30 protein-coding genes are annotated in these 24,904 nt (G+C 40.8%); 18 read left to right on the forward strand and 12 right to left on the reverse strand.

Annotated features, from left to right (window positions below; translation table 11 throughout):
• Positions 1 to 146 precede the first annotated feature (146 nt).
• Positions 147 to 500 (reverse strand): iron-sulfur cluster assembly accessory protein, encoded by a 354-nt coding sequence (locus QYC40_RS02805; RefSeq protein WP_301992294.1) that lies wholly within the window; start codon positions 498 to 500, stop codon positions 147 to 149.
• A gap of 89 nt (positions 501 to 589) precedes the next feature.
• Here QYC40_RS02805 and QYC40_RS02810 point away from each other — a divergent pair, with 89 nt between their 5' ends.
• The 9 genes from QYC40_RS02810 (at position 590) to purE (ending at position 8,753) form a co-directional block, all read left to right on the forward strand.
• Entirely contained in the window at positions 590 to 1,114 is a 525-nt protein-coding gene (locus QYC40_RS02810; RefSeq protein ID WP_301992295.1) for a hypothetical protein, read from the forward strand.
• Positions 1,115 to 1,224: 110 nt separating this feature from the next.
• Entirely contained in the window at positions 1,225 to 2,496 is a 1,272-nt protein-coding gene (gene glyA, locus QYC40_RS02815) for a serine hydroxymethyltransferase (RefSeq protein ID WP_301992297.1), read from the forward strand.
• A gap of 237 nt (positions 2,497 to 2,733) precedes the next feature.
• Positions 2,734 to 3,324, forward strand: coding sequence for an RNA polymerase sigma factor (locus QYC40_RS02820; protein WP_149527045.1), 591 nt, complete (start codon positions 2,734 to 2,736; stop codon positions 3,322 to 3,324).
• Positions 3,325 to 3,544: 220 nt separating this feature from the next.
• On the forward strand, positions 3,545 to 4,228 hold the full coding sequence (locus tag QYC40_RS02825; RefSeq protein ID WP_301992298.1) for a zinc metallopeptidase: 684 nt from the start codon (positions 3,545 to 3,547) through the stop codon (positions 4,226 to 4,228).
• A 279-nt stretch (positions 4,229 to 4,507) separates the two neighbouring features.
• A complete protein-coding gene (gene ffh, locus QYC40_RS02830; protein ID WP_260041028.1) occupies positions 4,508 to 5,851 on the forward strand; it encodes a signal recognition particle protein in 1,344 nt (447 codons plus the stop codon).
• Positions 5,852 to 5,986: 135 nt separating this feature from the next.
• Complete coding sequence (locus QYC40_RS02835) at positions 5,987 to 6,580, forward strand: NADH-quinone oxidoreductase subunit A (protein ID WP_301992299.1); 594 nt, start codon at positions 5,987 to 5,989, stop codon at positions 6,578 to 6,580.
• Positions 6,577 to 7,089 carry an NADH-quinone oxidoreductase subunit B gene (locus QYC40_RS02840; protein WP_301992300.1) on the forward strand — a complete coding sequence of 171 codons (513 nt, stop codon included), beginning with the start codon at positions 6,577 to 6,579 and terminating at the stop codon, positions 7,087 to 7,089. The genes QYC40_RS02835 and QYC40_RS02840 overlap by 4 nt, the downstream gene beginning before the upstream one ends.
• Before the next feature lie 8 nt (positions 7,090 to 7,097).
• Entirely contained in the window at positions 7,098 to 8,240 is a 1,143-nt protein-coding gene (locus QYC40_RS02845; RefSeq protein WP_301992302.1) for a 5-(carboxyamino)imidazole ribonucleotide synthase, read from the forward strand.
• Between the two features lie 12 nt (positions 8,241 to 8,252).
• Complete coding sequence (gene purE / locus QYC40_RS02850) at positions 8,253 to 8,753, forward strand: 5-(carboxyamino)imidazole ribonucleotide mutase (protein ID WP_149527039.1); 501 nt, start codon at positions 8,253 to 8,255, stop codon at positions 8,751 to 8,753.
• Between the two features lie 30 nt (positions 8,754 to 8,783).
• Here purE and QYC40_RS02855 read toward each other — a convergent pair whose 3' ends face one another.
• From QYC40_RS02855 to bshA, 4 genes are all read right to left on the reverse strand, one after another.
• Entirely contained in the window at positions 8,784 to 9,779 is a 996-nt protein-coding gene (locus tag QYC40_RS02855) for a sugar phosphate isomerase/epimerase (protein ID WP_301992304.1), read from the reverse strand.
• 179 nt (positions 9,780 to 9,958) lie between these two features.
• Positions 9,959 to 10,522: a ribosome recycling factor gene (gene frr / locus QYC40_RS02860; protein WP_149527037.1), complete on the reverse strand. Its 564-nt coding sequence runs from the start codon at positions 10,520 to 10,522 to the stop codon at positions 9,959 to 9,961.
• Positions 10,523 to 10,553: 31 nt separating this feature from the next.
• Positions 10,554 to 11,258 (reverse strand): UMP kinase, encoded by a 705-nt coding sequence (gene pyrH / locus QYC40_RS02865; RefSeq protein ID WP_149527036.1) that lies wholly within the window; start codon positions 11,256 to 11,258, stop codon positions 10,554 to 10,556.
• Between the two features lie 53 nt (positions 11,259 to 11,311).
• A complete protein-coding gene (bshA, locus tag QYC40_RS02870) occupies positions 11,312 to 12,460 on the reverse strand; it encodes an N-acetyl-alpha-D-glucosaminyl L-malate synthase BshA (RefSeq protein WP_301992305.1) in 1,149 nt (382 codons plus the stop codon).
• A gap of 92 nt (positions 12,461 to 12,552) precedes the next feature.
• Here bshA and arfB point away from each other — a divergent pair, with 92 nt between their 5' ends.
• The 3 genes from arfB to QYC40_RS02885 all read left to right on the forward strand — a co-directional run bounded on the left by arfB (position 12,553) and on the right by QYC40_RS02885 (position 14,780).
• Positions 12,553 to 12,960 carry an alternative ribosome rescue aminoacyl-tRNA hydrolase ArfB gene (gene arfB / locus QYC40_RS02875; RefSeq protein WP_301992306.1) on the forward strand — a complete coding sequence of 136 codons (408 nt, stop codon included), beginning with the start codon at positions 12,553 to 12,555 and terminating at the stop codon, positions 12,958 to 12,960.
• Between the two features lie 222 nt (positions 12,961 to 13,182).
• Positions 13,183 to 13,554 carry a BlaI/MecI/CopY family transcriptional regulator gene (locus tag QYC40_RS02880; RefSeq protein WP_301992307.1) on the forward strand — a complete coding sequence of 124 codons (372 nt, stop codon included), beginning with the start codon at positions 13,183 to 13,185 and terminating at the stop codon, positions 13,552 to 13,554.
• Positions 13,555 to 13,571: 17 nt separating this feature from the next.
• Positions 13,572 to 14,780: a M56 family metallopeptidase gene (locus QYC40_RS02885; protein WP_301992308.1), complete on the forward strand. Its 1,209-nt coding sequence runs from the start codon at positions 13,572 to 13,574 to the stop codon at positions 14,778 to 14,780.
• 62 nt (positions 14,781 to 14,842) lie between these two features.
• On the opposite strand, the gene QYC40_RS02890 is transcribed toward QYC40_RS02885, so the two are convergent.
• Positions 14,843 to 15,118, reverse strand: coding sequence for a chaperone modulator CbpM (locus QYC40_RS02890; RefSeq protein WP_301992309.1), 276 nt, complete (start codon positions 15,116 to 15,118; stop codon positions 14,843 to 14,845).
• A 3-nt stretch (positions 15,119 to 15,121) separates the two neighbouring features.
• Positions 15,122 to 16,048: a J domain-containing protein gene (locus tag QYC40_RS02895; protein WP_301992310.1), complete on the reverse strand. Its 927-nt coding sequence runs from the start codon at positions 16,046 to 16,048 to the stop codon at positions 15,122 to 15,124.
• A gap of 372 nt (positions 16,049 to 16,420) precedes the next feature.
• Between QYC40_RS02895 and QYC40_RS02900 the strand changes: the two genes are divergently transcribed.
• Positions 16,421 to 16,975: a ferritin gene (locus QYC40_RS02900; RefSeq protein WP_301992311.1), complete on the forward strand. Its 555-nt coding sequence runs from the start codon at positions 16,421 to 16,423 to the stop codon at positions 16,973 to 16,975.
• Between the two features lie 126 nt (positions 16,976 to 17,101).
• On the opposite strand, the gene QYC40_RS02905 is transcribed toward QYC40_RS02900, so the two are convergent.
• From QYC40_RS02905 to QYC40_RS02925, 5 genes are all read right to left on the reverse strand, one after another.
• Positions 17,102 to 17,887: a hypothetical protein gene (locus QYC40_RS02905; protein WP_301992312.1), complete on the reverse strand. Its 786-nt coding sequence runs from the start codon at positions 17,885 to 17,887 to the stop codon at positions 17,102 to 17,104.
• On the reverse strand, positions 17,884 to 18,243 hold the full coding sequence (locus QYC40_RS02910; RefSeq protein ID WP_219646050.1) for a GntR family transcriptional regulator: 360 nt from the start codon (positions 18,241 to 18,243) through the stop codon (positions 17,884 to 17,886). Before QYC40_RS02910 ends, QYC40_RS02905 begins: the two co-directional genes overlap by 4 nt.
• Positions 18,244 to 19,032, reverse strand: coding sequence for a hypothetical protein (locus tag QYC40_RS02915; protein ID WP_301992313.1), 789 nt, complete (start codon positions 19,030 to 19,032; stop codon positions 18,244 to 18,246).
• A complete protein-coding gene (locus QYC40_RS02920; RefSeq protein ID WP_301992314.1) occupies positions 19,029 to 19,847 on the reverse strand; it encodes an ATP-binding cassette domain-containing protein in 819 nt (272 codons plus the stop codon). The genes QYC40_RS02915 and QYC40_RS02920 overlap by 4 nt, the downstream gene beginning before the upstream one ends.
• 352 nt (positions 19,848 to 20,199) lie before the next feature.
• Positions 20,200 to 21,237, reverse strand: a complete 1,038-nt coding sequence (locus QYC40_RS02925; RefSeq protein WP_301992315.1) for a hypothetical protein — start codon at positions 21,235 to 21,237, stop codon at positions 20,200 to 20,202.
• Between the two features lie 154 nt (positions 21,238 to 21,391).
• Here QYC40_RS02925 and QYC40_RS02930 point away from each other — a divergent pair, with 154 nt between their 5' ends.
• The 5 genes from QYC40_RS02930 to QYC40_RS02950 all read left to right on the forward strand — a co-directional run bounded on the left by QYC40_RS02930 (position 21,392) and on the right by QYC40_RS02950 (position 24,902).
• Entirely contained in the window at positions 21,392 to 22,042 is a 651-nt protein-coding gene (locus QYC40_RS02930) for an epoxyqueuosine reductase QueH (protein WP_367652323.1), read from the forward strand.
• Positions 22,043 to 22,116: 74 nt separating this feature from the next.
• Positions 22,117 to 22,656, forward strand: a complete 540-nt coding sequence (locus QYC40_RS02935; RefSeq protein ID WP_301992318.1) for a DUF177 domain-containing protein — start codon at positions 22,117 to 22,119, stop codon at positions 22,654 to 22,656.
• Positions 22,657 to 22,671: 15 nt separating this feature from the next.
• Positions 22,672 to 22,863, forward strand: a complete 192-nt coding sequence (gene rpmF, locus QYC40_RS02940) for a 50S ribosomal protein L32 (RefSeq protein WP_149527021.1) — start codon at positions 22,672 to 22,674, stop codon at positions 22,861 to 22,863.
• A gap of 105 nt (positions 22,864 to 22,968) precedes the next feature.
• The gene (gene plsX, locus QYC40_RS02945) at positions 22,969 to 23,907 is read left to right on the forward strand and encodes a phosphate acyltransferase PlsX (RefSeq protein ID WP_149527020.1); all 939 of its coding nucleotides are present in this window, start codon (positions 22,969 to 22,971) and stop codon (positions 23,905 to 23,907) included.
• Between the two features lie 5 nt (positions 23,908 to 23,912).
• The gene (locus tag QYC40_RS02950; RefSeq protein WP_301992320.1) at positions 23,913 to 24,902 is read left to right on the forward strand and encodes a beta-ketoacyl-ACP synthase III; all 990 of its coding nucleotides are present in this window, start codon (positions 23,913 to 23,915) and stop codon (positions 24,900 to 24,902) included.
• Positions 24,903 to 24,904: the final 2 nt, after the last annotated feature.

Raw genomic sequence — 24,904 nt, forward strand, 5'->3', positions numbered from 1 at the left:
CAAAACTTCCTTGCATCCGTCCCTTTCTATTTCAAGACAGGGTCTAACTACTAAATACTTACTACTAACCACTAATAAAAAAAGGGCATCCTTTCGGTGCCCTCTAGTTCTAATATCTAAAATCTAATGTCTAATATCTAACGTAGTTACGCAGAGAAGCTGCTTCCGCATCCGCAAGTGCTGGTTGCATTGGGGTTATTGAATGTAAATCCTCTTGCGTCTAGACCGTTTTTAAAGTCGATTTCCATACCGGCAAGGTATAGACCATGTGCTTTGTTCATAAACAAACGGATGCCATGGATTTCATATTCGGTGTCGCCTTCTTTCTTTTGGTCGAAGCCTAATATATAGCTCATTCCCGAACAGCCACCACCTTCAACGCCAACACGAAGTCCGAAATCTTCACTAATTTCTTGTTGGTCGATCAACTTTTTTAGTTCTTTTAGCGCCCCTTCCGTAAGCGTTACTGGCGCTACTGCTGTTAAATTATCTGATGCCATATCCTTTCCTCGTATAAATTGTTTAACAAAATTACATATTTTTAGGCATTATTTAACATTTAGGACATTTTTGACAATCAGGTAACAGTATGAGTTTGAGCCCGGAATTAGTTGATTTTTTTAAATCATTGTTTGTTGTTGCATTTGGTGTTTTCGCAGGTCTGTTGCTTGCTTTTCGGCTAGCCTGGCCTAAAGTGGAGCGCTTTTTTGTGCGACTGAACGTAATGAAACGGCCAAAGGCGGTTGGCAAGGAAACCTTAAGAACCTCGGCTTACGAAAGACTATTGTTATTGGTGCACCGTATGGATGTGCAACAGGTGATGCAGCGTAATTATTCGAATGGATTGTCGGTGGAGCAGTTTCAACAGACTTTAATTGCAGATATTGAGGCGGAGTTTGAACATAACTATACCCAACAACTTTATGTGAGCGATTCGGCTTGGTTAGCGGTTCTGCAATTGAAGAAGTACACGTTGGATTTGATTCGGAATACGGGTGGGAAAGTGAGCTCGGTTGACGCTTTTGTGGAGGAAGTGTTGGCTTATACGAAGCAGAAGGGCGAAAATGTGAACCTGCAAACGCAAGTTTTATTGAAAAAAGAGCTAAATGCTTAGCAATATCATAATAAAGCAAAATATCTGATAAAAGTTAAGTAATTGATAGTCCAATTCTTTGAGATTATCTATATTTGCCGATAATTCTAAATTTGTAAAAATTCCCAAACATGGAAAGAGATCAATCCATTTTTAATCTTATCAACGAGGAACTTAAACGCCAAGAAGAAGGTATTGAGTTAATCGCGTCGGAAAACTTTGTAAGTAAGCAGGTTATGGAAGCTGCTGGTTCAGTATTAACGAACAAATATGCGGAAGGACTTCCAGGAAAACGTTACTATGGTGGTTGTGAAGTTGTCGATAAAATCGAGACTATCGCAATCGATCGCGCTAAAGAATTATTTGGTGCTGAATGGGTAAACGTTCAACCACACTCAGGAGCGCAAGCGAATGCGGCCGTATTCTTAGCAATCTTGAAACCTGGCGATAAGATTTTAGGATTCGACCTTTCTCATGGTGGTCACTTAACGCATGGTTCTCCAGCAAACTTCTCCGGTAAACTTTACCAACCTTTATTCTACGGAGTAAAAGAAGATACTGGATTAATCGATTACGAAAAATTAGAAGAAACTGCGCGCGCAGAAAAACCAAAGGTTATCATCTGTGGTGCGTCAGCATATTCTCGCGATTGGGATTACGCTCGTATCCGTAAGGTAGCTGATGAAATCGGTGCACTGGTTGTTGCTGATATTTCACACCCTGCAGGTTTAATCGCTCGCGGACTATTGAACGATCCAATTCCTCACTGTCATATCGTGACGACTACAACGCACAAGACTTTACGTGGTCCTCGTGGTGGTATGATCATGGTAGGTAAGGACTTCGAAAACCCTTGGGGCATCAAAACTCCAAAAGGTGAGATCCGTACAATTACACAGTTATTAGACTTAGCGGTATTCCCAGGTACGCAAGGTGGTCCATTGGAGCATACGATTGCTGCGAAAGCTATTGCTTATGGTGAAGCGCTTTCTGATGACTATTTGACATACATCAAACAAGTAAAACAAAATGCTGCAACATTAGCGCAGTTCTTTGTAGAGAAAGATTACAAGATTATCTCTGGCGGAACAGACAACCACTTGATGTTGGTTGACCTACGCAATAAAGATATTTCGGGTAAAGAGGCAGAAGCTGTATTGGGCTTAGCTGGTATTACGACGAACAAAAACATGGTTCCATTCGATACACGTTCGCCGTTTGTTACATCGGGTGTTCGTTTCGGAACAGCTGCTATCACGACTCGTGGTATCGGTGAGACTGAAATTGTACAGATTGGTGAACTTATCGATGAGGCCCTAACTAGTAGAAACGATGAAGCTGCGCTAAATCGTATACATGGAAAGGTTAAAGAGATGATGGCTCAATTCCCTTTATATAAATAGTATAAAGCATATTTTACAAGAAAATGGCTCCAAATGATAAATTTGGAGCCATTTTTGTTGATTAGTATAATGTGAAGAAATGTTAAAATCAACCGTAACTTTTTGAATACTCGGAATTTTTAATTCTCTTTGATTTAGTATAAATAATAACAAATCGCCTATCGAAACACGAATACGCTTTATAAAATCATTACAAGTACATAGCAGATACTCTAGCATTTTTGTGGAGGAATAATTATGAAACTATTGAATAAGAAGAGTGACCAACAATTGGTTCAAGCGTACGTTAAAGGCGAAGAAAGAGCAATACAGGTTTTATTAGAACGATATAAAACTAAAATCTATACCTCTATTTACCACCAGGTAAAGGATCAATACCTTGCAGAGGATATCTTTCAAGAGACTTTTATTAAAGTGATCAATACCTTAAAGGCTGGTCGCTACAATGATGAAGGTAAATTCTTGCCTTGGGTGATGCGTATTGCACATAATATGGTGATCGACCATTTCCGCCGCGAGAAAAGAGCCCCTAATATTGTCAATAACGATGGATTCGATATCTTCGAGGTCCTGCAGTTTTCGGATGATAGCGTGGAGACCAAAATGCTGAAAACCCAGCGGGACATTGATCTCAAGAAAATCATACAATTGCTTCCTGATGATCAGAAAGAGGTGTTAATTATGCGCCTGTTCTGTGATATGAGCTTCAAAGATATCGCCGATATCACCGAAGTAAGCATCAATACCGCCTTAGGCAGAATGCGCTACGCATTAACCAACCTACGAAAAATGATCGAAGAGAATAATTTGATGTTTCAATTGAATTAGATACTAGACATAAGATGTTAGATATAAGATTTTAGACTTGGGCGGGTTAACAAGTAGTATTTTGTGGTCTTGTTAATATCATATATGCAGAGTCTAATGTCTTATGTCTAATGTCTCACATCTATTGAAATGCCATTTTGTCTTTATATTCTCTAAAATCAAGGTTTGGAATCAGATTTGATGTGTATTAGTAAATTAGAAAATTAAAGAAATACAATAGATGTACTGGATTATTTTTATTGGAATTATGTTGGTGAGCTGGATAGTCCAGTTCCGTTTCAAGAGTAAGTTTAAGAAGTATTCGGAGATGCCGTTATCGTCGGGATTATCTGGTGCGGAGATCGCGCAAAAGATGTTGAACGAGAATGGTATCAACGATGTGCAGATTATTTCTGTGGAAGGTCAATTAACTGACCACTATAATCCGGGAAATAGAACGGTTAACTTAAGTCCTGAGGTTTATCATGGACGTTCTGTTGCTGCGGCAGCGGTTGCTGCACACGAGTGTGGACATGCCGTGCAACACGCGACAGCCTATAACTGGTTACAGTTCCGTTCGGCAATGGTGCCAATGGTAAGCGTGGCTTCGCGCCTGACTTCATGGGTGTTATTGATCGGTGTGATGATGTTGGCATTTTCAGGTAATTACATTGTGCTTGCCGTTGGGGTAGGAGCATTGTTCTTAACGACGCTATTTAGTTTTATTACACTTCCGGTAGAGTTTGATGCTTCCGCAAGAGCTTTAGCGTGGTTGGATCGTTCGGGTGTAACGCACAATACTGCAGAGCATGATGGCGCAAAAGATGCATTAAAATGGGCAGCGATGACCTATGTGGTGGCAGCTTTGTCAGCTTTAGTGACTCTGTTGTACTACGCTTCAATTTTGTTCGGAAGAAGAGACTAATCCGGTTAGTCAAAGAATATAGCGATGGGATGAAAGCAATTTCATCCCATTTTTTTCGGAATGCTCTGTTTTCATTGGCCCCCGAGGACTTTCGTGCCTGTTGGTGTTTCAATAGAAACATGAAAGTTTTTCTGAACGAGCGGTAAGGGGAGCTCTTCGACAGCATTGCCCTCCATTTCAGGGATTGATGTAACATTAAAGTTTATAGCAGATGGATTTCCTTTCAATAGGATTTTGTACATTTGCACAATTAGCAACAGGATTTCAAGAGATTAAACGATGTTTTCAAATCTACAGGATAAACTAGACAGAGCCTTTAAAGTACTTAAAGGGCAAGGTAATATTACGGAAATTAACGTAGCAGAGACGATGAAGGAAATTCGCAAGGCATTATTGGATGCCGATGTGAATTACAAGACTGCTAAGACTTTTACAGATGACGTTAAACAAAAGGCTTTAGGGCAAAACGTATTAACGAGTATCTCGCCGGGTCAGTTATTGACGAAGATCATGAACGACGAGCTGACCGAATTAATGGGCGGTACAGTTACGGAGCTTGAGATTACAAAGAATCCTACTGTCATTTTGATCGCTGGTTTGAACGGTGCGGGTAAAACAACCTTCTCCGGGAAATTGGCGAACTTCCTGAAAACGCAGAAGAACAAGAAACCTTTATTAGTTGCGGGCGACGTTTATCGTCCTGCCGCTATCGACCAATTGGAGGTGTTAGGCCAACAAGTTGGCGTTCCGGTTTTTGTGAATAGAGAATCTACCGATCCAATCGGTATTGCCGTTGCGGGTGTTGAAGAAGCAAAACGCAATGGACATAATGTAGTCATCATCGATACGGCGGGTCGTTTAGCTATTGACGAAGCGTTAATGCAAGAGATCACAGCGGTTAAGGATGCTACACAACCTCATGAGATTTTATTCGTTGTTGACTCGATGACGGGTCAGGATGCGGTGAATACAGCTAAAGCATTTAACGATCGCTTAGACTTTACGGGTGTTGTATTAACAAAATTAGACGGTGATACGCGTGGTGGTGCTGCGCTTTCGATTAAGTCGGTTGTTAACAAGCCTATTAAGTTTATCGGTACGGGTGAGAAGATGGAAGCATTGGATGTTTTCCACCCAGATCGTATGGCTTCTCGTATTTTAGGGATGGGTGACGTTGTTTCCCTTGTGGAGCGCGCTCAACAGCAATTTGACGAGAAACAAGCAGCTGAGTTACAAAAGAAAATCCGTAAGAATAAATTTGACTTCAACGACTTCAAGTCTCAGATTCAACAGATCAAGAAGATGGGTAATATGAAGGATTTGATGGGAATGATTCCTGGAGTTGGTAAAGCGATCAAAGATGTAGAGATTGATGATGATGCCTTCAAACCTATTGAGGCGATCATCGATTCAATGACTCCTTTTGAGCGTGAAAATCCGGATGCAATCGATCAACGCAGAAGAATGCGTATTGCGAAAGGTTCCGGAACAGACGTTAATGAGGTTAACAAGTTGATGAAGCAATTTGGCGATATGCGTAAGGTGATGAAACAAATGTCGAACCCTGCTATGGCTGCCAAAATGATGAGAAACATGCCTAAGATGCCTGGAAAGCCATTCTAGAAAAAGATAAAAAAGGAGATGCAAGTTTAGGCTCGCTCTCCAGATACAAAAAAGGGCATTCAGCAGGATGCCCTTTTTTATGTTTCTAAAGCCTTCAGGCTACTAAATGCTAGAATTAATTCTTAGTTTTGTAAAATGGACGACCCCGCACAGATATCGGAATATGGCAAAATCCTACTCATGGCAATAGTAGGGATGCTATTGGTATGTGCTACAATCTTTCTGGCGTTCGTCCTTTCGCCTAAAAACCCTAATCCCGTAAAATTAAGTACCTACGAATGTGGAGAGGAAAGTGTTGGAACTTCCTGGATTCAGTTCAATCCTCGTTTCTACGTCATTGCGCTCATCTTTTTGCTTTTTGATGTGGAGCTGATCTTCATATTTCCTTGGGCTACCGTGTTTGGCAATGCGGACTTTATTGTTGCCGATGCACGTTGGGGCTGGTTTACTTTGATCGAGATGGCCATCTTTATTGGTATCTTAATCGTAGGCTTAATCTACGTATGGAAGAGTGGGGATATCAGCTGGATCAAGCCACAGCATAAAACGCCGAGCGTTGCTGTTAATATCCCAAGTGCTGCCTACGACAAGCTGAATCAGCAAACTTATGCTGTGAGGGATTATAAAGAGCCTTTAATTGAAGAAGTAGAAACCGTTGTGAGCACTACAGCTGCAGCGCCTAAAATAGGATTTAAACCTAAATTCAAGAAACCAAGTTCAGAATCATGAGTCTAGACCAACGTCTGCAACAAAATAATGGCGTCATTATCGCTAAGATGGATGATCTATTGAATTGGGCCAGGTTGTCATCCATGTGGCCTATCAGTTTCGGTATTGCATGCTGTGCAATCGAAATGATGGGGGCTATGGCGGCTACTTATGATTTAGACCGCTTAGGCGTTTTTCCACGCCCTTCGCCTAGACAGTCGGATGTGATGATTATCGCAGGAACCGTAACGTTCAAGATGGCAGATCGCATTAGGAAGCTTTATGAGCAGATGCCCGATCCGAAGTATGTGATTTCGATGGGTTCTTGCTCTAACTGTGGAGGACCTTACTGGCAGCATGGTTATCATGTGGTTAAAGGTGTGGATAAGATTATTCCTGTTGATGTGTATGTGCAGGGCTGTCCGCCTAGACCGGAGGCTTTGATTGGAGCGTTCTTAGAATTACAAAAGAAAATTGATGAACAGTCTTTACTGAAAGGGGATATTTTTCCCGTGGCAGTAGAGCAATAGAATAAAATATGGCAAAAGATTTTTATGGGGATTTACGCTTAGGGATTCTAGGTGGCGGACAATTGGGCCGTATGTTGATCCAAGAAGCAATAAATTTTAATGTAAACATCCATGTGCTAGATCCAGATCCTAATGCACCATGTAAGCGTCTTTGCAACCAATTTGAGGTTGGTTCGCTAGCTGACTATGATACTGTGTACAACTTCGGTAAGGATTTGGACATGATTACAATAGAGATCGAGAAAGTTAATGTTGATGCCCTAGAGGCATTGGAATCGGAAGGAGTGATTGTTTATCCGCAAGCGCGTGTAATCCGTTTGATCCAAGATAAGGGATTACAGAAGCAGTTCTTCAAACAGAACGATATCCCGACCTCAGCATTTCAGTTTATATCGAATAAAGATGGCTTAGCGCAATCACATATTCCTCTGCCTTTTATCCAAAAGCTTAGAAAAGATGGATATGACGGAAAAGGCGTAAAGAGAATCAACTCTTCCGCTGATTTTGAAACTGCATTCGAGGAGCCAAGCATCGTAGAAGAGCTGGTTGACTTCGAAAAGGAGATCGCTGTGATTGTTGCTAGAAACGACCGTGGTGATATTTCTACCTTTCCAATGGTGGAGATGGAGTTCAACCCGCAAGCTAATCTCGTGGAGTTCTTGATTTCACCGTCGACTTATTCGGCAGATATCCAGGAAAGGGCAGAGCAAATCGCGAAGAAAATTGCTAATGATTTACAGATTGTCGGCTTGTTAGCTGTAGAGATGTTCTTGACGAAAGAAGGAGAGATTCTTGTGAATGAACTAGCGCCAAGACCTCACAACTCGGGACACCAAACGATTGAAGGGAACTATGTTTCTCAATTCGGGCAGCACTTGCGTGCAATCTTCAATCTTCCTTTAGCCAATACAGGTGCTCGAGGAAATGCCATCATGATTAATCTTCTAGGTGAAGAGGGCTACGAGGGGTTGGCAGAATATGAAGGATTGGAAGAGGCATTGGCAATCGACGGAGTCTATATTCACTTATACGGTAAGAAATATACTAAACCTTTCCGTAAGATGGGACACGTGACGATTGTGCATGAAGATCGTGCAACGGCCATTGATAATGCTCGTAAAGTTCAGAATTTAATTAAAGTTATTGCTTAAAAATAAGATATAATGAGTAATCCAAAGATTGGTATTATCATGGGCAGCAAGTCGGACTTGCCTGTGATGCAAGATGCGGTTGAAGTATTAAAATATTTAGGAGTAGATGCTGAAGTAACGATTGTATCGGCACATCGTACGCCAAAGCGTATGTTTGATTATGCGGAACAAGCAGCGAGTAGAGGCCTTAAAGTTATTATTGCTGGAGCTGGCGGTGCTGCACATCTGCCAGGTATGGTGGCTTCGATTACACACCTTCCAGTTATTGGTGTACCGGTAAAATCATCAAATTCTATTGATGGCTGGGACTCGGTGTTATCTATCCTTCAAATGCCCAACGGTATCCCTGTTGCGACAGTTGCTTTGAATGCTGCAAAGAATGCAGGTATTCTTGCCGCACAGATATTAGGAACGCAGGACGACACAGTTGCGCAGGCGCTCATTAAGTTTAAAGAAGAGTTGAGAGATAAAGTCGAGGAGACTGCGAGGGAAGTAGAACAATTAAAATTTTAAATAGAAAAAGGCGGGTTATCCCGCCTTTTTCTATTTAAATGTCTTTTGCATATAGTCAAAACTCTTCTTGATACTAGCATACTTATCATCCGAGTAAATGTCGTCTTGCTCTATGAAAGCATACTTGAGTCCGCTTTCATTGGCGAAGGATGCTAAGTTCGGAAAGTTAATACTACCTGAACCAACCTCTGTATATCGAATCGTCTTCATAACCTCTTCGAAGTTTAAGGTGTCACGCTTGCCAGTTTTTGCATCGAATTTATTCTGCTCAATAGGATTCGAGAATTGTCTATCCATATCTTTAACATGCCACAGTGGGAAGCGTCCCGGGTACTTTGAAAAATACGTTTGCGGGTTTTCTCCCGCTTTATTAATCCAGTATAAGTCGAGCTCGAAGCATACGAGATCAGGTTCTGTGAAGGCTAGGATAATATCCAATCCTTTCGTGCCATTTCCGAATTCTTTGAATTCCCAGAAGTGGTTGTGATATCCAATTTTAATACCTGCTTTCTTTGCCATCTCGCCTGCCTTATTCAGCTGTTCAGCGATATATTGATAAGCAGCAACATCCAGTTTGTTCAGGTTGTCCATTGGCGGAACTGGAGCTATTACATACTCCTGTCCGAGGTTATGTGCAATCTCGATGTATTTCTCGATATTCTCTTTGTCGTTATGATCTTTACTTAGGTATTTACCCATATCGTAATGACCACTATGTGTGATGAGGTTATTATCATTTAACACCTTCTTGAAATCATCAATGGAGAGCCCCCAGAAGGAGTTGTTCGCGAGATCTACTCCAAAGGTTTCTACATGGGTATATCCAAGCTTAGAAACGTTCTTAAGGACCTCTTTCGGGTCTTTCGCTAGTAAGTCACGAAGTGTAAAAAGTTGAAGTCCTATGTTCTTAAGTGGCGATCCTGGTGCAGTGTTGGTTCCTTTGCAGGAAAAAAGATGAGGGGCAAGAAGTCCTCCCATGACTCCTAAGCTAGCTTGCTTAAGGAAATTACGTCTTGACTGTGTCATACTTACAATAAGTTTGTTGATTGAAGATAAGTATTATTTTAATAAAAACTTCATCTTTCTGTGTAAAGAGGGGTAGGCAGGGTAGTTGTAGTTGGCGATTTAAACCGTACTTTCCATAAAAAAAGAGGGATTCCTTTTTCGGAACCCCTCTTCATATGTGTTAAAGGTGTATCTTAAGACTATACAGTCATGATATCTTTTTCTTTTAATTCAGCAAGTTGATCAACTTTTACAATATATGCATCCGTTAATTTTTGCACTTCGCCTTCACCAGCTTTGATTTCGTCTTCAGAAGCACCGTCATTTTTCAATTTCTTGATTGCTTCGTTCGATTCTTTACGGATGTTACGAACTGTAACACGACCTTTCTCAGCTTCTTCTTTTACTTTTTTCACTAGATCGCGACGACGTTCTTCTGTCAATGGAGGTACCACTAAACGAATGATATTACCGTCGTTTTGAGGATTCAAGCCGATGTTTGAGTCCATAATTGCTTTCTCGATCGCAGAAAGTAAAGATTTTTCCCATGGCTGAATAACGATTGTTCTAGCATCAGTAGTATTGATGTTACTAACTTGCGACAAGGCTGTTGCAGATCCGTAGTAATCTACGAAGATACCATCAAGCATGCCTGGGCTAGCTTTTCCAGCACGTATTTTTGTAAGTTCAGACTCGGTATGCGCGACTGCTTTAATCATTCCTTCTTTGCAATCGTCCAACTGAAGTGAAATTAATTCGTTCATATCTTGAATATAATTTATCGTAAAAAATAGATTAGCTTACAATGGTACCAACGTGCTCGCCATTTGCTAGCTTCATTAGGTTGCCAGGCTTATTCATGTCGAATACGATGATAGGTAAGTTGTTTTCTTGACATAATGTGAAAGCGGTCATGTCCATAACGTTTAATCCTTTTTCATACACTTCTGTGAATGAAATATGATCAAATTTCTGAGCATTTGGGTCTTTCTCAGGATCCGCGGTGTAGATTCCATCGACGCGTGTTCCTTTTAATACAGCATCCGCGTTGATTTCAATAGCGCGTAATGAAGCTGCTGTATCTGTAGTGAAATAAGGGTTACCAGTTCCGGCACCGAAGATAACAATACGTCCTTTTTCTAAGTGACGAACTGCTCTTCTACGAATAAATGGTTCACAAATCTGCTCCATTTTAATCGCCGTTAGTAGACGGGTCTTCATTCCTTCTTTTTCCAAAGCATCTTGCAAAGCCATGCTATTGATAACGGTTGCTAACATGCCCATGTAATCAGCTTGTACACGGTCCATTCCCGCTTTTTCAGCGCTTAAGCCACGGTAAATATTACCACCACCGATTACGATAGCGATTTCCATGCCTAGACTGTGAAGTTCTTGAATGTCTTTTGCGTATTGCTGAACGCGATTAATGTCGATTCCGTAGCTTTGTTCACCCATCAAAGCTTCTCCGCTGAGTTTTAGTAGGATGCGTTTGTATTTCATATTTGATTTTTGGAGTATTTCCAAAAGCCAAAGATAGGATTTTTTAACATCGGTTAAACAGTTTTATTCTGATTTTTTAACGATTTGATTACTTGACGGTAAAACTCCTCGTACTTAGGAACTATTTTACTCAGTTCAAAATCCTGTGCCCTGACTAGAGCATTGGCCTTAAATTCAGCGAGTGTTGCATCGTTTTCAAGAATATGGATCGCATTTTTAGCCATATCATCAATATCGCCGATATCGCTCAGGAAACCGCTGAATCCTTGTTTATTTAACTCCGGCAAACCGCCAGTATTGGATGAAATAACAGGCACTTTACAGGCCATCGCTTCCAATGCCGCGAGTCCGAAGCTCTCCGAACCGGAAGGCATCAGAAACAAATCGGAGATCGATAAGATCTCTTCGATAGCGTCCTGTTTCCCTAAGAAACGGATCACATCGCAGATACCTAGATCGCGGGCTAATTCCTCCGCATTCCGACGCTCCGGGCCATCCCCAACCATCAATAGTTTACTTGGAATAACCTTGTTGACTTTTTCAAAAATTCGCACGACATCTTCCACACGTTTTACTTTCCGGAAATTGGATGTATGGACCAATATACGTTCGTTATTCGGTGCTATCGCTTTCTTGAAATGCTCATGATTCTTATTGCTGAAGCGTTGAAGATCGATAAAGTTAGGTATGACTTGAATATCTTTCGTAACATCAAAGTACTGCAGGGTTTGCTCTTTCAGGTTGTCCGAAACAGTCGTTACACCATCCGATTGATTGATCGAGAAAGTCACCACCGGGCTAAAGCTCTTGTCTTTACCTACTAACGTGATATCCGTACCGTGTAAGGTTGTTACGACGGGAATATCAATCCCATAAGTCTTCAGAATCTGTTTTGCAAGGAAAGCAACCGAGGCATGTGGAATCGCATAATGCACATGCAGAAGATCTAATTTTTCAAAACGAACAACATCCACCATTTTGCTGGCTAGGGCTGTTTCGTAAGGGGGGAAGTCGAACAATGGGTATTGCGCCATAGAGACTTCGTGATAAAAAAGGTTTTCGGAAAAAAAATCCAAGCGGGCAGGTTGGCTATATGTGATGAAATGTACCTGATGCCCTTCGTTGGCTAATGCTTTTCCTAATTCTGTGGCAACCACCCCACTTCCACCAAATGTTGGATAACAGACAATTCCTATCTTCATACGTTTCGTTTTCTTCCATAAAGATAATGATGCTTTTATAAATCCGCAGGAATATTTTCCTGTGAGGTAGAAATATTCTATTTTTATTACAAATGAATGAACAAACAACAAAACTGATCGAAGAGCTTCAATTTAAAACTTCAAGAGCGGGCGGAAAAGGAGGGCAGCATGTCAATAAAGTTTCTTCTAAGGTGATGCTTATCTGGAATGTTGATGCTTCTTCTATTTTTACCGACGAACAAAAGACCTTGCTCAAAGAGCGCCTAGCGAATAGAATCAATAAAGAAGGCGAACTATTGCTCGACTCTTCAAGTGATCGAAGCCAGATTAAGAACAAAGAAATTGTTATTGAACGTTTTCTAAACATCCTAGACGATGCATTAAAGCTCGATAAACCCCGTATTCCGACCAAGATTCCCAAATCGAAAATTATTGCCCGGCTAGATCGTAAAAAGATGCAGTCTGATAAAAAAGCTGATCGGCGCTGGCGGCATGAATAGCATTTTCCACTCTTTCCATATTAAAATTACCCCGCTTGATATAAGCTGTTACAAGCTTAGTGCACCTGTCCTGTGATTTTATAAACCTGACACATAGGTTGTTGCGTGTTTAAACCATTTTTATAACTAATAATTTAGTTGTATAACTAAATTATTAGTTATACCTTAGTCTTATAATCGATTATAGGCAATATTGTCTTTTTATATTTTATCAATACCATTATGAACGAATTAAAAGAACTTACGAAGGCTGAGGAGCAAATCATGCAAGCGCTTTGGGACCGTGACGGGGGATTTGTGAAAGAGATCATCGATATGCTTCCCGAGCCGAAACCTGCTTATAATACTGTTTCAACCATTATTCGGATTCTTGAAACCAAGGGTTTTGTGGATCACGAGTCTTTCGGAAAGAGCCATCGCTACTTCCCGAAGATCCAGAAAGAAGAATACAAGAAGTTAATCACCGGAAAACTCTTGCAAGGCTATTTTGAGAATTCTGCCAGCAGCATGTTGTCTTTTTTTCTAGAAGAAAACGAGCTGGATGTCAAAGACATGGACGAAATCTTGAAATTAATACAAAAGCATAAATCTTAAACCCAACTATTGGAGCCATGCTATACCTAATCCTTTCAAATATAGCGCTGATCGTATTTTTCCTAATCTATTGGTTAGGACTGCGAAAGCTTACATTTTTCCAATGGAACAGATGGTTCCTATTGGGCAGCTTAATCATTGCATATTTAATTCCTTTGGGACTTTATATACAAGTGCCTATGCCGGAAATGATGATTATGGAGATCCCGGAAATCGCGATCGGCACCAATCAGCAAGCTATTGATGCTAATCAGGTATGGGCTAATCATTGGGAAATTCTGAGTATCCAGACCTTACATGCCATGTATTGGCTTGGAGTGGCTATATTCAGCGTTTGGTTCCTCTACCGAGTCGTGGCATTATTGAGGACGATCAGGGAAGGGGCTGCTAAGGGTAGCTTTTCTTTCTTTGGAAAGATTGTGCTGAGCAAGGAACTACAAGATGAGGATTTAAGGCAAGTACGAAATCATGAGCTCGAGCACGTCAAACAGGGACATTCGCTGGATATTATCTTATTAGAAATCTTTAGGCTTTTTAATTGGTTTAATCCAATCTATCCCATATTGATTCGGGAGATGAAATTTGTGCATGAATGTATTGTCGACGAGAAACATGCGGACAATAAAGTTGCCTACGCCGAGCTCTTGCTGGCGCAGGCCATGAATACCAAAAGCGCCTTGTTGCAACACGAGTTTTCCAATAATTCATTATTGAAAAATAGAATCACTATGTTATTTAAAGAAAAAACAGCCTATAAATTTAAGGCAACATACCTTTTAACCCTTCCTGCCAGTTTATTTATGCTTTTCCTTGTGGTAAATTGTAAACAGGAAGAACAGAAAGCAGAGCCAAAAGTGGAAAAGATTACTTTACAGGATGTACCAGAGGAACGGAAATATGAGGGGACACTTATTGACAATCCCGAAATACTAGCGGATTATCCCGGTGGCATCGATAATTTCCGAAAATTTGTACAAGAAACCTATACTTATCCGCAAGCTGCAATTGATGCCGGTGTAAGAGGAAAAGTAGTCGCAAATTTTATCATTGGTTCAGATGGTGAGATCTCTAATATCCTTATTACGGAGGATTTAGGGCATGGAACGGGCGAGGCATTGATCGCTGCGATCGAGAAAGCGGAGAAATGGAAACCTGCTATTCAAGATGGAAAGGCCGTAGCCTCACGCTTTATGATTCCGTTGAGATTAGACCTTTCCCAACAATAAAACTTTATTGGCTTTGCAAATGGTACCTTTTGGTAGGACTTCTTTGCAAAGCCTTTTTAATTTTAAGATCCTCCCTTCAAGAATCTTAGCTCTTGTTGCAATTTCTCGATACGATCGATCAAATTCTGTACGATTTCGATGCCCTGCACATTAAGTTCTAACTCATAATGCCAGTTAGAGAAGCGCTGTATCTGCTGTATTTGCTCCTCTTCAATAAACTCCGTTTCCTCTTCGATGATAATCTCAATCAGGCCATTCTGATGTAATTCCTGAATAAAAGTCCGTTCAATCTTATTCGATCGGCAGATATCAATCACCTTAAATAATGTCTTTTCCATAGCTTACTTTGTTGAGTCTGCAAATTGTTGAACAAGTTTCTTTTGCTCATCCGTCAAATTTGTTGGAAGTTTCACGTGAACCTCAGCGTATAGATCGCCAAACTCACCTTCCTTCTTATAAACAGGATATCCCTTACCCTTTAACCGAATCTTTGCGCCGTTTTGTGTTTCCGCCTTGATCTTTACATTTATCTTGCCGGTCAGCGTATTGACGATAGTCTCTCCACCGAGTAGCGCCGTTGCTAAATCAATCGAGATATTAGTATAAAGATCGTTTCCTCTGCGCTGGAAGTTCGGGTCCCCCTTAATGCTAAACGTAATATACAGGTCGCCATTTGGCCCGCCATTCATTCCCTCGCCGCCTTGCCCTTTCAATCGGATCTTCTGTCCATCTTCTACTCCCGCGGGAATAGTGATACGAATATTTTTTCCGTTGACAGTGAAAGTTTGCTGATGCGTCTGAGAGGCTTGTAGAAGGGTCAATTCTAAGCTTGTGTTATAGTCTTGCCCTCTAAAGCCGGCACTTCTGCGGTTGGAGCCGCGCCCTGAAAAACGGCTACCAAAAAGTTCTTCAAAGAAATCCGAATATTCACCTGTATCATAATTACCGTCGTAGTTGAAATCATAGCCCTGGAAAGGGTTCTGTCTCCCAGCTCCGGCATTAGAACGTCCATATTGCTGCTGCGCCTTTTCATACTCTTCGCCATGTTTCCAGTTTTCACCGTACTGATCATATTTCTTACGCTTTTCTGGATCAGTCAGCACCTCGTTGGCCTCGTTGATTTCTTGGAATTTCTTCTTAGCCTCCTCGTCGTTCGGATTCAAATCAGGATGAAACTTGCGGGCAAGTTTTCTATACGCTTTTTTGATATCGTCCTGGCTGGCTGTTTTATCCAATCCTAATACTTTATAGTAATCTAAAAACGCCATATATCTTTTTGATTTATTTTAAAACTTTCACGATCCCCTAGAAACAGCAACAAGAACAAATCTTCTTGATAGCCATTGAAAACAAACACTTATCAAAACCTTTCATTTTTCCATTGAAACACAAACAAGAATGAAAGCTCTTGATAGCCATTAAAACAAACACTTATCAAAACCTTTCATTTTTCCATTGAAACATAAACAAGAATGAAAGCTCTTGATAGCCATTAAAACAAGCACTTATCAAAAAACAAGCAGTCTGCACAATTGTTTCTATGGGGTCCTATCAAATTTACAACCTTCGTGGGGATTAAAAAAGTCTAAAAATTGAAACAATATAAGATAGCTACTGTTCAATAATAAAAAGCTGAAGCTATGAACACGAATAGACTTTCAAAGGCGATGGAAACATCCCTGATCAAACAGATGACAAAAGAAAACCAAGCCTCACAGATTTATTTGGCGTTGGGGATTTGGGCCGATACAAAAGGTTATGGTGGTATTGCAAATTTTCTTTTCCGTCACGCGCAGGAAGAGCGAAATCATATGATCAAGATTATGATGTACATTTTGGAGCGTGGGGGAGAGCCCAAGGTGGAAGCCGTCGAGGCACCGAGCAAACTGCCGAAAACGATTACCGAGTGTTTTAACATGGTGTTCGAACATGAAGTGGATAATACCAACGCAATTTACAATTTGGTGAATCAGTCGATGGACGAGAAAGATTGGGCGACTTGGAACTTCGCGCAGTGGTTCGTGAAGGAGCAGATTGAAGAAGAAAAACTGGCGCTTCAATTAATCGATAAATTGAAGATTGCCGGTGGTGATCGCGCTTCGGATGAGTCTCTTTTCAATTTGGACAAATTCCTAGAAAATGCACCCGATGAGGTAACATTGGCTAGAGAATCAACTGCTGAAAACCCAGAATAAAAAAGTTCTCTATTAATCTTAATAATGTAGGGTTGGGCGCTTGCGTCCAACCCTATGCTTTTTAAAGACTTTTAAACAAATTTATCAATCTACTGATAAGCTGGATGATAAGATGAGGGTTCATAGCTATTGTTTTTTAACGTTTCGCTCGTTGTAGTAATCCGTATTTCCGGTCAATATAAGTTTCCCGAAGGTTTTTAATCCTAGAGGATGAATAATATTACTGCGACCCTGTAGTTTGATGTTCGCCGTATCGGCAACATAGGATTCTAAGAAATCCAATCGTGCGTTGTTAAGTGTCGCGTCGAAGTGGGCAAATGAAAAGGTTACTAAACGAATGACGGATTCTTCCTTTCCAACCAGTTGGAACTTCGGGTCTAAATACTCTTGAGCGCCTACTTCTCCCCATAATTGGAGATTGCTGCCTTTTCCTACAATTACTTTGTTGAGCCCCTGGAATACGCTGTCTGCCGAAATGATTGACATGGTGCCCTGGATATTGTTAAGCGTAATGGTCTTGCTGGATAAGCTGTCCAAATCAATATCATAATGTTGTGTACTTAGACCGCTTAAGGTGATCGTCATCGTATTTCCTTTGATAACCGGGTTTACGTCTTTTTTATAATAATAATTTGATCTGCTAATCTCGTTCTTCCCTTTGTTCGTGACGCGAACATTAGCGTGGTTGGCCTTATCAGTGCCGTTGATCACAATATGTTCAATATGGTTAAGGGAAACTGGTTTTGCCGTTTCAGGCTCGCTAAAGCGCATCATAAAGGAAGAGATCGGGTCCGCAGGTTCCTTTGATATCTCGTCTTTAATAAGGATAGTACCCGTCAAGGGGCGAAGAACAAAAAAGCAAAGGAATAAGGTTAACCCCGTGGCGATAATTATAATGGTGGACTTTTTCATAATTCTATAGCGTTATATAAGTCGGTTATTTCATCGATTGATATGTTTAACAATTTCGCTGTCTGCAAAAATCGCGGCGCTTCTTGTTCCAAAAAGCTTTCCTTGCGCAGGCGGATAATTCGATCCTGAGCATCCTCTGCAACAAAGAAACCTAAGCCTCTTTTATTGAAGATGATTTCATCCTGTTGCAGTTTTTCATAAGAGCGCATAATGGTATTCGGGTTTACCTCCAAGGTTGCACCCAGGTCACGAACCGATAGGATTTTCTCTCCGGCTACCCATTCCTTTTTCAGGATCTTCTCCATCACCAGATCGATGATCTGTTGATAAATGGGTTTGTCATTTGTAAACTGCATTTAAACCTCCTTCTCTTTTAATAAAAAATAAAAACCCACGTAACAGGCTAATGACGCTAGTAATAAGGCGACAAGCGGGAATAGCTCCACATAAGATTCGTTGTTGATGTAGTAGGTAGTACCCGACCATACCTTTTCGAGAATTAAGGCGCCAATAATAACAGCCAGCGTATAGATGCCGATAAACTTTAAAAGACTATATTTTCTGAAATAAAGCAGCGCATACAGATATATAGGTAATAAGGCAAAAAAGAACCCTCCGAACTTCAATAAGGAATAGTTGATGTTAGCATTGTTTAGAATGCTGTTTTCGCGTATTCCTTCATATAAATAGCCCAATTTATCGAACGCTTCCGTACATACCTCCATATAACGAGTTTGCAAATAAACTTGCATCAAATAGTTCAGCAACATGATGATTAAGAGATTGGACACATAAATGATTGCCGCTGTGAACAAATAGGCTAAATAACGTTGAGCTGGACTCACCGGAAGGGTGAGTTCGTAGGACTTATAGTACAATTTGGATAAGAAAAGTAAATGTATTAGAGGTAAAACCCCTACAAGGATAAGGCTGAGATCATAAAAAGTGTATTTAGCCAACTCCATAGCAGCATTATAGTCTACCGCTCCAGATGGGCTGATCGTATTGTCCAATAAACCGAAAATCTCATTTTCGGATAAGAGGAATACACCAACAAATCCAATCGTCGCTAGTAGCGGAATCGAGAATAATAAATAACGATTTCCTAACAAGATGCTCTTTGTGTATAAAAGGGAGGTTCTCATAATTCTACAGTTTGGTTAGATTGGGTAAAGGCATTAAACAGGAATTCAATATCTAGTTTAGCCTCGCTTGGTATGCTGGTTTTCACCAGATGGACTGCTCCATCAAACTCCTGTTGGCTATAGACAATTTCATCATCCGGCTCTGGCGTTCTTGTGATGCTATATTCTTTTGCTAGGTCAAATAGGCTCGTATCGATAAGAAGCTTTCCTTTATTCAAAATCAGCAGATGATCGAATAGATTATCGACGTCTCTAATTTGGTGAGTAGCGATGACAAAGATCTTATCTGCCGACATTGACTTGGCTAGCAGTTTTCTGAATATTCCCTTCGATGGGATATCCAGCCCATTGCTTGGCTCGTCCATCAGCAGGGCCGACGTATTGCAGGCCAGGGCAAAGGCAAGATGCACTTTGCGATGCTGACCTAGAGACAGTCCTCTTAAACCATTTTCCATCGGAATATTAAAGGACCTCAGGTTGTTGATATATTCCTGATGCTCATATCTTGAATAGAAAGCTCCGTATATCTTTCCGAAAGCTTCTATATTCATATCGGGCAGTTTGCTGCTGTCCGACAAGTAGAATACCTCGTTATAATACGCTGCGGAGCGATCCGAGCTCTTCAAATTGCCGTAAAACACATTCCCCTCTTTCGGCAGTAGTAAACCTACCATCAGCTTTAATAAGGTTGTTTTCCCTTCGCCGTTCAAACCTAAGAGCCCGTAAATATGGCCGGGTTGTAGTGTTGTGCTGATTTCCTCTAGCACCCGCTTCCTCTTTTTATAGGAATAAGATAGTGATTTGATGATTAGCATAATTTAAGTTTTAGTGTATTAATGAACTAATACACTGCAAATGTAGAAATTGATTTTGAAAATACAAGAAGAAGTAGAAAAAAAATGTAGCGAAACAGCTTGTGTTTCAGGATGAAAGGACAGCTCAACGCATCGGCGTCCAGTTAATGCCCTTTAAAGACCATTGTAAAACCAATTCAAACCCAATCCCGAGCGCTTCTGATATGGGTTTGTATTGGGTTTGAAAGGGCTTTGAAAGGGTTTTATGTCGAAGAAGTTTAAAGGAGGTCTTGAACAAAATAAGTTCAATGTATAGACAAAAAAAAGTCCAGCATGTACGCATGCTGGACTTTATAAGATGATAAGAATTTAGCTATCGAGAGTCTAAAGACAATCCAACTGGTGTGGATGCACCATTGCGATAAGAGAATTCGCTATCGGGTTTGTCGTCTCCATTTGCTGTTTTTAAGAAACGAAATACTTTCTTAGCTCCCGGATCGGCAACATAGAGGTATTTGGAGTTTTCTTTAAAATCTAGCGCAACGTCAGATGGGCGTATCAGTCCGGTATTTGCTCCGCTGATGACACGAGTAGGGGTGATATTTCCGCCATTTTTTGCAAGTTCAGAAAAGTTTTCAAATAGCAGGATTCTTCCGCTTGTTGTATTTCCTGACGTTGTATAGTCTGTTAATGCAAGAACATTGTTCACGGTGTCGAGTGACATGCCTTGAATGTTGTGCGTATCTGCGATGCGAAGGGATCTTGTAGGTTTGACATCGTTGAAGAGTGTGTCTGTTCTCCGCGAAATAAGGCCTTCATAGATATCGACACCGCCGTTGTTTCCATTTCTGGATACATAAATAATATTTTTATGTATCGCGATTGCCCATGGTAGTAGATCATCCTTAATTACGAACCTGCGCGATACTTTCATATAGCCAGATCGGTTCTTTGGAATGTCGTATGATATGATGGTCGATGAAGAAACATCTACACCGAATAGTACATCTACGCTTGGGTAATAGACTAAGCCAGTCACTTTATTGGCATGTTTGTTATCGATTTTTCCATTATTCGCTAAGTTGCCTTCGCGGCCGACGGTAAAGATTTGTAAGCTGGTGTCTGAAACAACTTGATTAATGGAGCTCATGAACACGCGTTGCGCAGCGGGGCTGAAAGTAATGGCGTTGCCACCGAACGTCCGCGATTGGAAATCCTGAAAGTTACCATTGACATCGCCAAAATTTGTTGAGTCTGCGCGTTTGATTACGCCAAGGTTAGGTGGGCTGGCAACTTGTGGATTCGTCGTATAATCTGAGAATGAGATATACAGTCTGGAAAAATCTCTATTGACAAAAGGCTCGTCATCATCACGCTCGCAAGCAACAATTCCGATTAGTGTTGTTATCATAGCTAGCGCGAAAATCCATCTTAAGTTCATGTTTCTTTATTTTATTACAAATGTAAAAATTTATCGCTATTCAGGCGCAGTTGGAAGCGTCAAGAAATGTTAATTTGATTAAATAAAGGTATTTATGTAACATTGCATGATTGAATTGAATGCAATGGAGAATAATGAATTTGTAAGGGAGAAGTTGGAATTGCCCAACGAAGGGAAGAAACTATTGCTACATTCCTGCTGTGCACCATGTTCGGGGGAAGTGATGGAAGCGCTGATTGCGTCAGACATCGAATTTACGATCTATTTTTACAACCCCAACATCCATCCACGCAAGGAATATGATTTACGCAAAGACGAGAATATCCGATTTGCGGAGAAGCATAACATTCCCTTTATCGACGCGGACTATGACGTCGACCATTGGTTTGAACTTGCTAAAGGAATGGAAAATGAGCCCGAGCGTGGTATTCGTTGCACGATGTGCTTTGATATGCGCTTTGAGAAGACTGCAGAATATGCGGCAGCGAACGGCTTCGACGTTATTTCAAGTTCCTTAGGAATTTCGCGTTGGAAAACGATGAGTCAAATCAATGACTGCGGTGTTCGTGCAGCATCGCGTTATCCCGATATGGAATACTGGACATTGAACTGGCGTAAAAAGGGAGGTTCGGCACGTATGCTGGAGATCAGCAAGCGCGAACGCTTTTACATGCAGGAATACTGTGGTTGCGCTTATTCCCTTCGCGATACAAATAAGTGGCGTATGGCGAATAATCGCGAGAAAATAGAATTAGGAAAAAACTATTACGAGTAGGGATAAGGATTTTTTAAAATAAATTTCATTTATACTTAATTAATCGTTATTTTTGCAGGCTCAAATGCAGGATTGTGAAGTATCTAAAACAATATAGAATACCATTTTCAGGTCTTTCGACAGGTAAACACAGTTTTGACTTTGAAGTAGATGAGAAGTTCTTTGCTTGTTACGAACATTCCTTAGTGAAGGAAGGAGACCTAAAAGTTGTAGTTGAACTACAGAAACAGGAGAATATGCTGATTGCTAATTTTGATATCAAAGGCAGCATGAAGCTTACTTGTGACGTTTGTTTATCTCAATTTGATGCTCCGATTCATATTCAAGAGCGCGCTCTGATCAAGTTTTCGGAAGAAGATTGGCAAGATGATACCGAAGAGGTTGTTATGCTGTCTAAAAACGACTACGAACTGGATATCGCTCCTTTGCTTTATGAATATATCAATGTTGCTGTTCCGCCTTACACGAAATGTAGTGAGCAGGGCGAAAACATAAACTGCGATCCGGAGATGTTAAATATGATTCAAAACGAGCAAGACGAAGAATCATCAATAGCGGACGATGAGCACATCGATCCACGTTGGGAAGCATTAAAAAATATTAAGAATAACTAAAACGAGAAATACGAGATGGCACATCCAAAACGTAAAACTTCTAAATCTAGAAGAGACAAAAGAAGAACACACTATAAAGCTGAGTTACCTAGCTTAACAGTTTGTAAAGAAACTGGCGCGGTTCATACACCACACCGTGCTTACACAGTAGACGGTAATTTATACTACAACGGTAAATTGATTATCGAAAATACTGCTACTGTCTAACGACATCATTCAGAATAAACATCCCAAAAAAGTGTAATATTTTATATTATTCACTTTACTTTGGGATGTTTTTTGCGTATTATTGAATATTCTAAATAATTACGAATGAAGATTGGATTAGACGTATTGGGGGGAGATTATGCACCGGACTCAAATATTAAAGGTGCTATCGAAGCTCAACAATTGCTAGACGAATCTCAGCGCATAGTGTTATTTGGCGACGAAGAAGCCACCAAAAAAGCTATTGAAGCAGCGGGATCCGACCCCTCAAAATTTGATTATGTTCATGCTCCTGAAAATATCAGCATGCACGAACATCCAACCAAAGCTATCACACAAAAACCCGATTCATCCATTGCAAAGGGCTTTGAACTATTAAAGAACGGTGAGATAGACTCTTTCTCTTCAGCTGGAAATACCGGAGCGATGTTAGTTGGCGCTATGTTCAGTGTCAAGACTATTCCGGGGGTTTTACGCCCCGCAATTGCCACCAACGTTCCTAAATTAAAAGAAGGATTTGGAATCCTGCTTGATGTTGGTGCAAATGCAGACTGCAAACCTGAAATGTTGAACCAATTTGCGCTGCTTGGTAGCTTGTATGCTGAGCATGTATATGGCATCCCGAGCCCCAAAGTTGGATTATTGAACATTGGCGAAGAAGAAGAAAAAGGAAATAACCTAACTGTTGCAACCTACCCATTATTAAAAGCAAACAATAAGATCAATTTTATTGGAAACGCTGAAGGCCGTGACTTGTTCACTGACCATGCAGACGTTGTCGTTTGTGATGGCTATACTGGAAATGTGGTTCTAAAACTTGCGGAGTCGTTTTATGTGGTTACCTTGAAAAAAGGAATGAAAGATCCTTTTTTCGATCGCTTTAACTATGAGCAATATGGAGGAAGCCCTATTTTAGGTGTAAATGCTCCAGTTATTATTGGCCATGGTATATCAACTCCTGAGGCTATTAAAAATATGGTTTTATTGTCAAGAGATATGATTGCTTCTCAATTTATTGAGAAGATCAGATCAGCTTTTAATTAATTGATATGTCGAAAATTCATGCGGCGATAACCGCTGTAAATGGTTATGTTCCGGATTATATCCTTACCAACAAAGAGTTGGAAACCATGGTTGATACCAACGACGAGTGGATTGTAAGCCGCACGGGTATCAGCGAAAGAAGAATTCTTAAAGATCCCAATAAAGCAACTTCTGATTTGGCCGTTCCTGCGGTAAAGGGTCTTTTAGAAAAAAGAGGAATCTCGGCAGAAGATATCGAATTGATTATTTTCTGTACAAGTACACCAGATATGTTATTTCCTGCTACGGCGAATATTCTTGCAGACAAGATTGGAGCAAAGAATGCTTGGGGATATGATCTTCAGGCCGCATGTTCGGGTTTCTTATTTGGATTAACGACCGGTGCTCAGTTCATCGAGTCGGGGAAGCATAAAAAAGTTTTAGTTGTTGGTGGTGATAAGATGTCATCAGTTGTCAACTATGCGGATAGAAATACATGTATCTTATTTGGTGACGGGTGCGGATGCGTGCTTTTAGAACCCGATACGGAAGGAAATGGCATACAGGATTCTATCCTGCGCACGGATGGTTCGGGCGGACAATACCTGAATATCAAGGGTGGTGGTTCCCTACATCCGGCTAGCCACGAAACGGTGGATGCAGGCTTGCACTATGCTTACCAAGAGGGACGCACAGTATTTAAGTTTGCCGTTACAAATATGGCGGATGTTGCTGCCGAAATTATGGATCGTAACAACCTAACTGCGAACGACGTAGCATGGTTAGTTCCACATCAAGCGAACAAGCGTATTATTGATGCGACAGCAGAGCGCGCTGGATTGCCAGAAGAAAAAGTGATGGTGAATATCCAGAAATACGGAAATACAACAAGCGCGACGATTCCTATGTGTTTATGGGAGTGGGAGAGCCAGTTGAAAAAAGGCGATAATTTGATCCTTGCGGCGTTTGGCGGCGGGTTTACTTGGGGCTCCGTTTATTTAAAATGGGCATACTAATC

Source organism: Sphingobacterium sp. BN32 (assembly GCF_030503615.1).
GTDB lineage: Bacteria > Bacteroidota > Bacteroidia > Sphingobacteriales > Sphingobacteriaceae > Sphingobacterium.

Coding starts and splice junctions, on each gene's coding strand:
- arfB (WP_301992306.1), top strand. CDS start 12,553: ATGAATGAACAAACAACAAAACTGATCGAAGAGCTTCAATTTAAAACT.
- QYC40_RS02910 (WP_219646050.1), bottom strand. CDS start 18,243: ATGCAGTTTACAAATGACAAACCCATTTATCAACAGATCATCGATCTG.
- QYC40_RS02820 (WP_149527045.1), top strand. CDS start 2,734: ATGAAACTATTGAATAAGAAGAGTGACCAACAATTGGTTCAAGCGTAC.
- QYC40_RS02895 (WP_301992310.1), bottom strand. CDS start 16,048: ATGGCGTTTTTAGATTACTATAAAGTATTAGGATTGGATAAAACAGCC.
- QYC40_RS02900 (WP_301992311.1), top strand. CDS start 16,421: ATGAACACGAATAGACTTTCAAAGGCGATGGAAACATCCCTGATCAAA.
- QYC40_RS02930 (WP_367652323.1), top strand. CDS start 21,392: ATGGAGAATAATGAATTTGTAAGGGAGAAGTTGGAATTGCCCAACGAA.
- ffh (WP_260041028.1), top strand. CDS start 4,508: ATGTTTTCAAATCTACAGGATAAACTAGACAGAGCCTTTAAAGTACTT.
- QYC40_RS02915 (WP_301992313.1), bottom strand. CDS start 19,032: ATGAGAACCTCCCTTTTATACACAAAGAGCATCTTGTTAGGAAATCGT.
- plsX (WP_149527020.1), top strand. CDS start 22,969: ATGAAGATTGGATTAGACGTATTGGGGGGAGATTATGCACCGGACTCA.
- QYC40_RS02885 (WP_301992308.1), top strand. CDS start 13,572: ATGCTATACCTAATCCTTTCAAATATAGCGCTGATCGTATTTTTCCTA.
- QYC40_RS02840 (WP_301992300.1), top strand. CDS start 6,577: ATGAGTCTAGACCAACGTCTGCAACAAAATAATGGCGTCATTATCGCT.
- QYC40_RS02880 (WP_301992307.1), top strand. CDS start 13,183: ATGAACGAATTAAAAGAACTTACGAAGGCTGAGGAGCAAATCATGCAA.
- pyrH (WP_149527036.1), bottom strand. CDS start 11,258: ATGAAATACAAACGCATCCTACTAAAACTCAGCGGAGAAGCTTTGATG.
- QYC40_RS02905 (WP_301992312.1), bottom strand. CDS start 17,887: ATGAAAAAGTCCACCATTATAATTATCGCCACGGGGTTAACCTTATTC.
- QYC40_RS02845 (WP_301992302.1), top strand. CDS start 7,098: ATGGCAAAAGATTTTTATGGGGATTTACGCTTAGGGATTCTAGGTGGC.
- glyA (WP_301992297.1), top strand. CDS start 1,225: ATGGAAAGAGATCAATCCATTTTTAATCTTATCAACGAGGAACTTAAA.
- QYC40_RS02925 (WP_301992315.1), bottom strand. CDS start 21,237: ATGATAACAACACTAATCGGAATTGTTGCTTGCGAGCGTGATGATGAC.
- QYC40_RS02855 (WP_301992304.1), bottom strand. CDS start 9,779: ATGACACAGTCAAGACGTAATTTCCTTAAGCAAGCTAGCTTAGGAGTC.
- QYC40_RS02890 (WP_301992309.1), bottom strand. CDS start 15,118: ATGGAAAAGACATTATTTAAGGTGATTGATATCTGCCGATCGAATAAG.
- QYC40_RS02805 (WP_301992294.1), bottom strand. CDS start 500: ATGGCATCAGATAATTTAACAGCAGTAGCGCCAGTAACGCTTACGGAA.
- QYC40_RS02835 (WP_301992299.1), top strand. CDS start 5,987: ATGGACGACCCCGCACAGATATCGGAATATGGCAAAATCCTACTCATG.
- QYC40_RS02825 (WP_301992298.1), top strand. CDS start 3,545: ATGTACTGGATTATTTTTATTGGAATTATGTTGGTGAGCTGGATAGTC.
- QYC40_RS02950 (WP_301992320.1), top strand. CDS start 23,913: ATGTCGAAAATTCATGCGGCGATAACCGCTGTAAATGGTTATGTTCCG.
- QYC40_RS02920 (WP_301992314.1), bottom strand. CDS start 19,847: ATGCTAATCATCAAATCACTATCTTATTCCTATAAAAAGAGGAAGCGG.
- rpmF (WP_149527021.1), top strand. CDS start 22,672: ATGGCACATCCAAAACGTAAAACTTCTAAATCTAGAAGAGACAAAAGA.
- QYC40_RS02810 (WP_301992295.1), top strand. CDS start 590: ATGAGTTTGAGCCCGGAATTAGTTGATTTTTTTAAATCATTGTTTGTT.
- bshA (WP_301992305.1), bottom strand. CDS start 12,460: ATGAAGATAGGAATTGTCTGTTATCCAACATTTGGTGGAAGTGGGGTG.
- purE (WP_149527039.1), top strand. CDS start 8,253: ATGAGTAATCCAAAGATTGGTATTATCATGGGCAGCAAGTCGGACTTG.
- frr (WP_149527037.1), bottom strand. CDS start 10,522: ATGAACGAATTAATTTCACTTCAGTTGGACGATTGCAAAGAAGGAATG.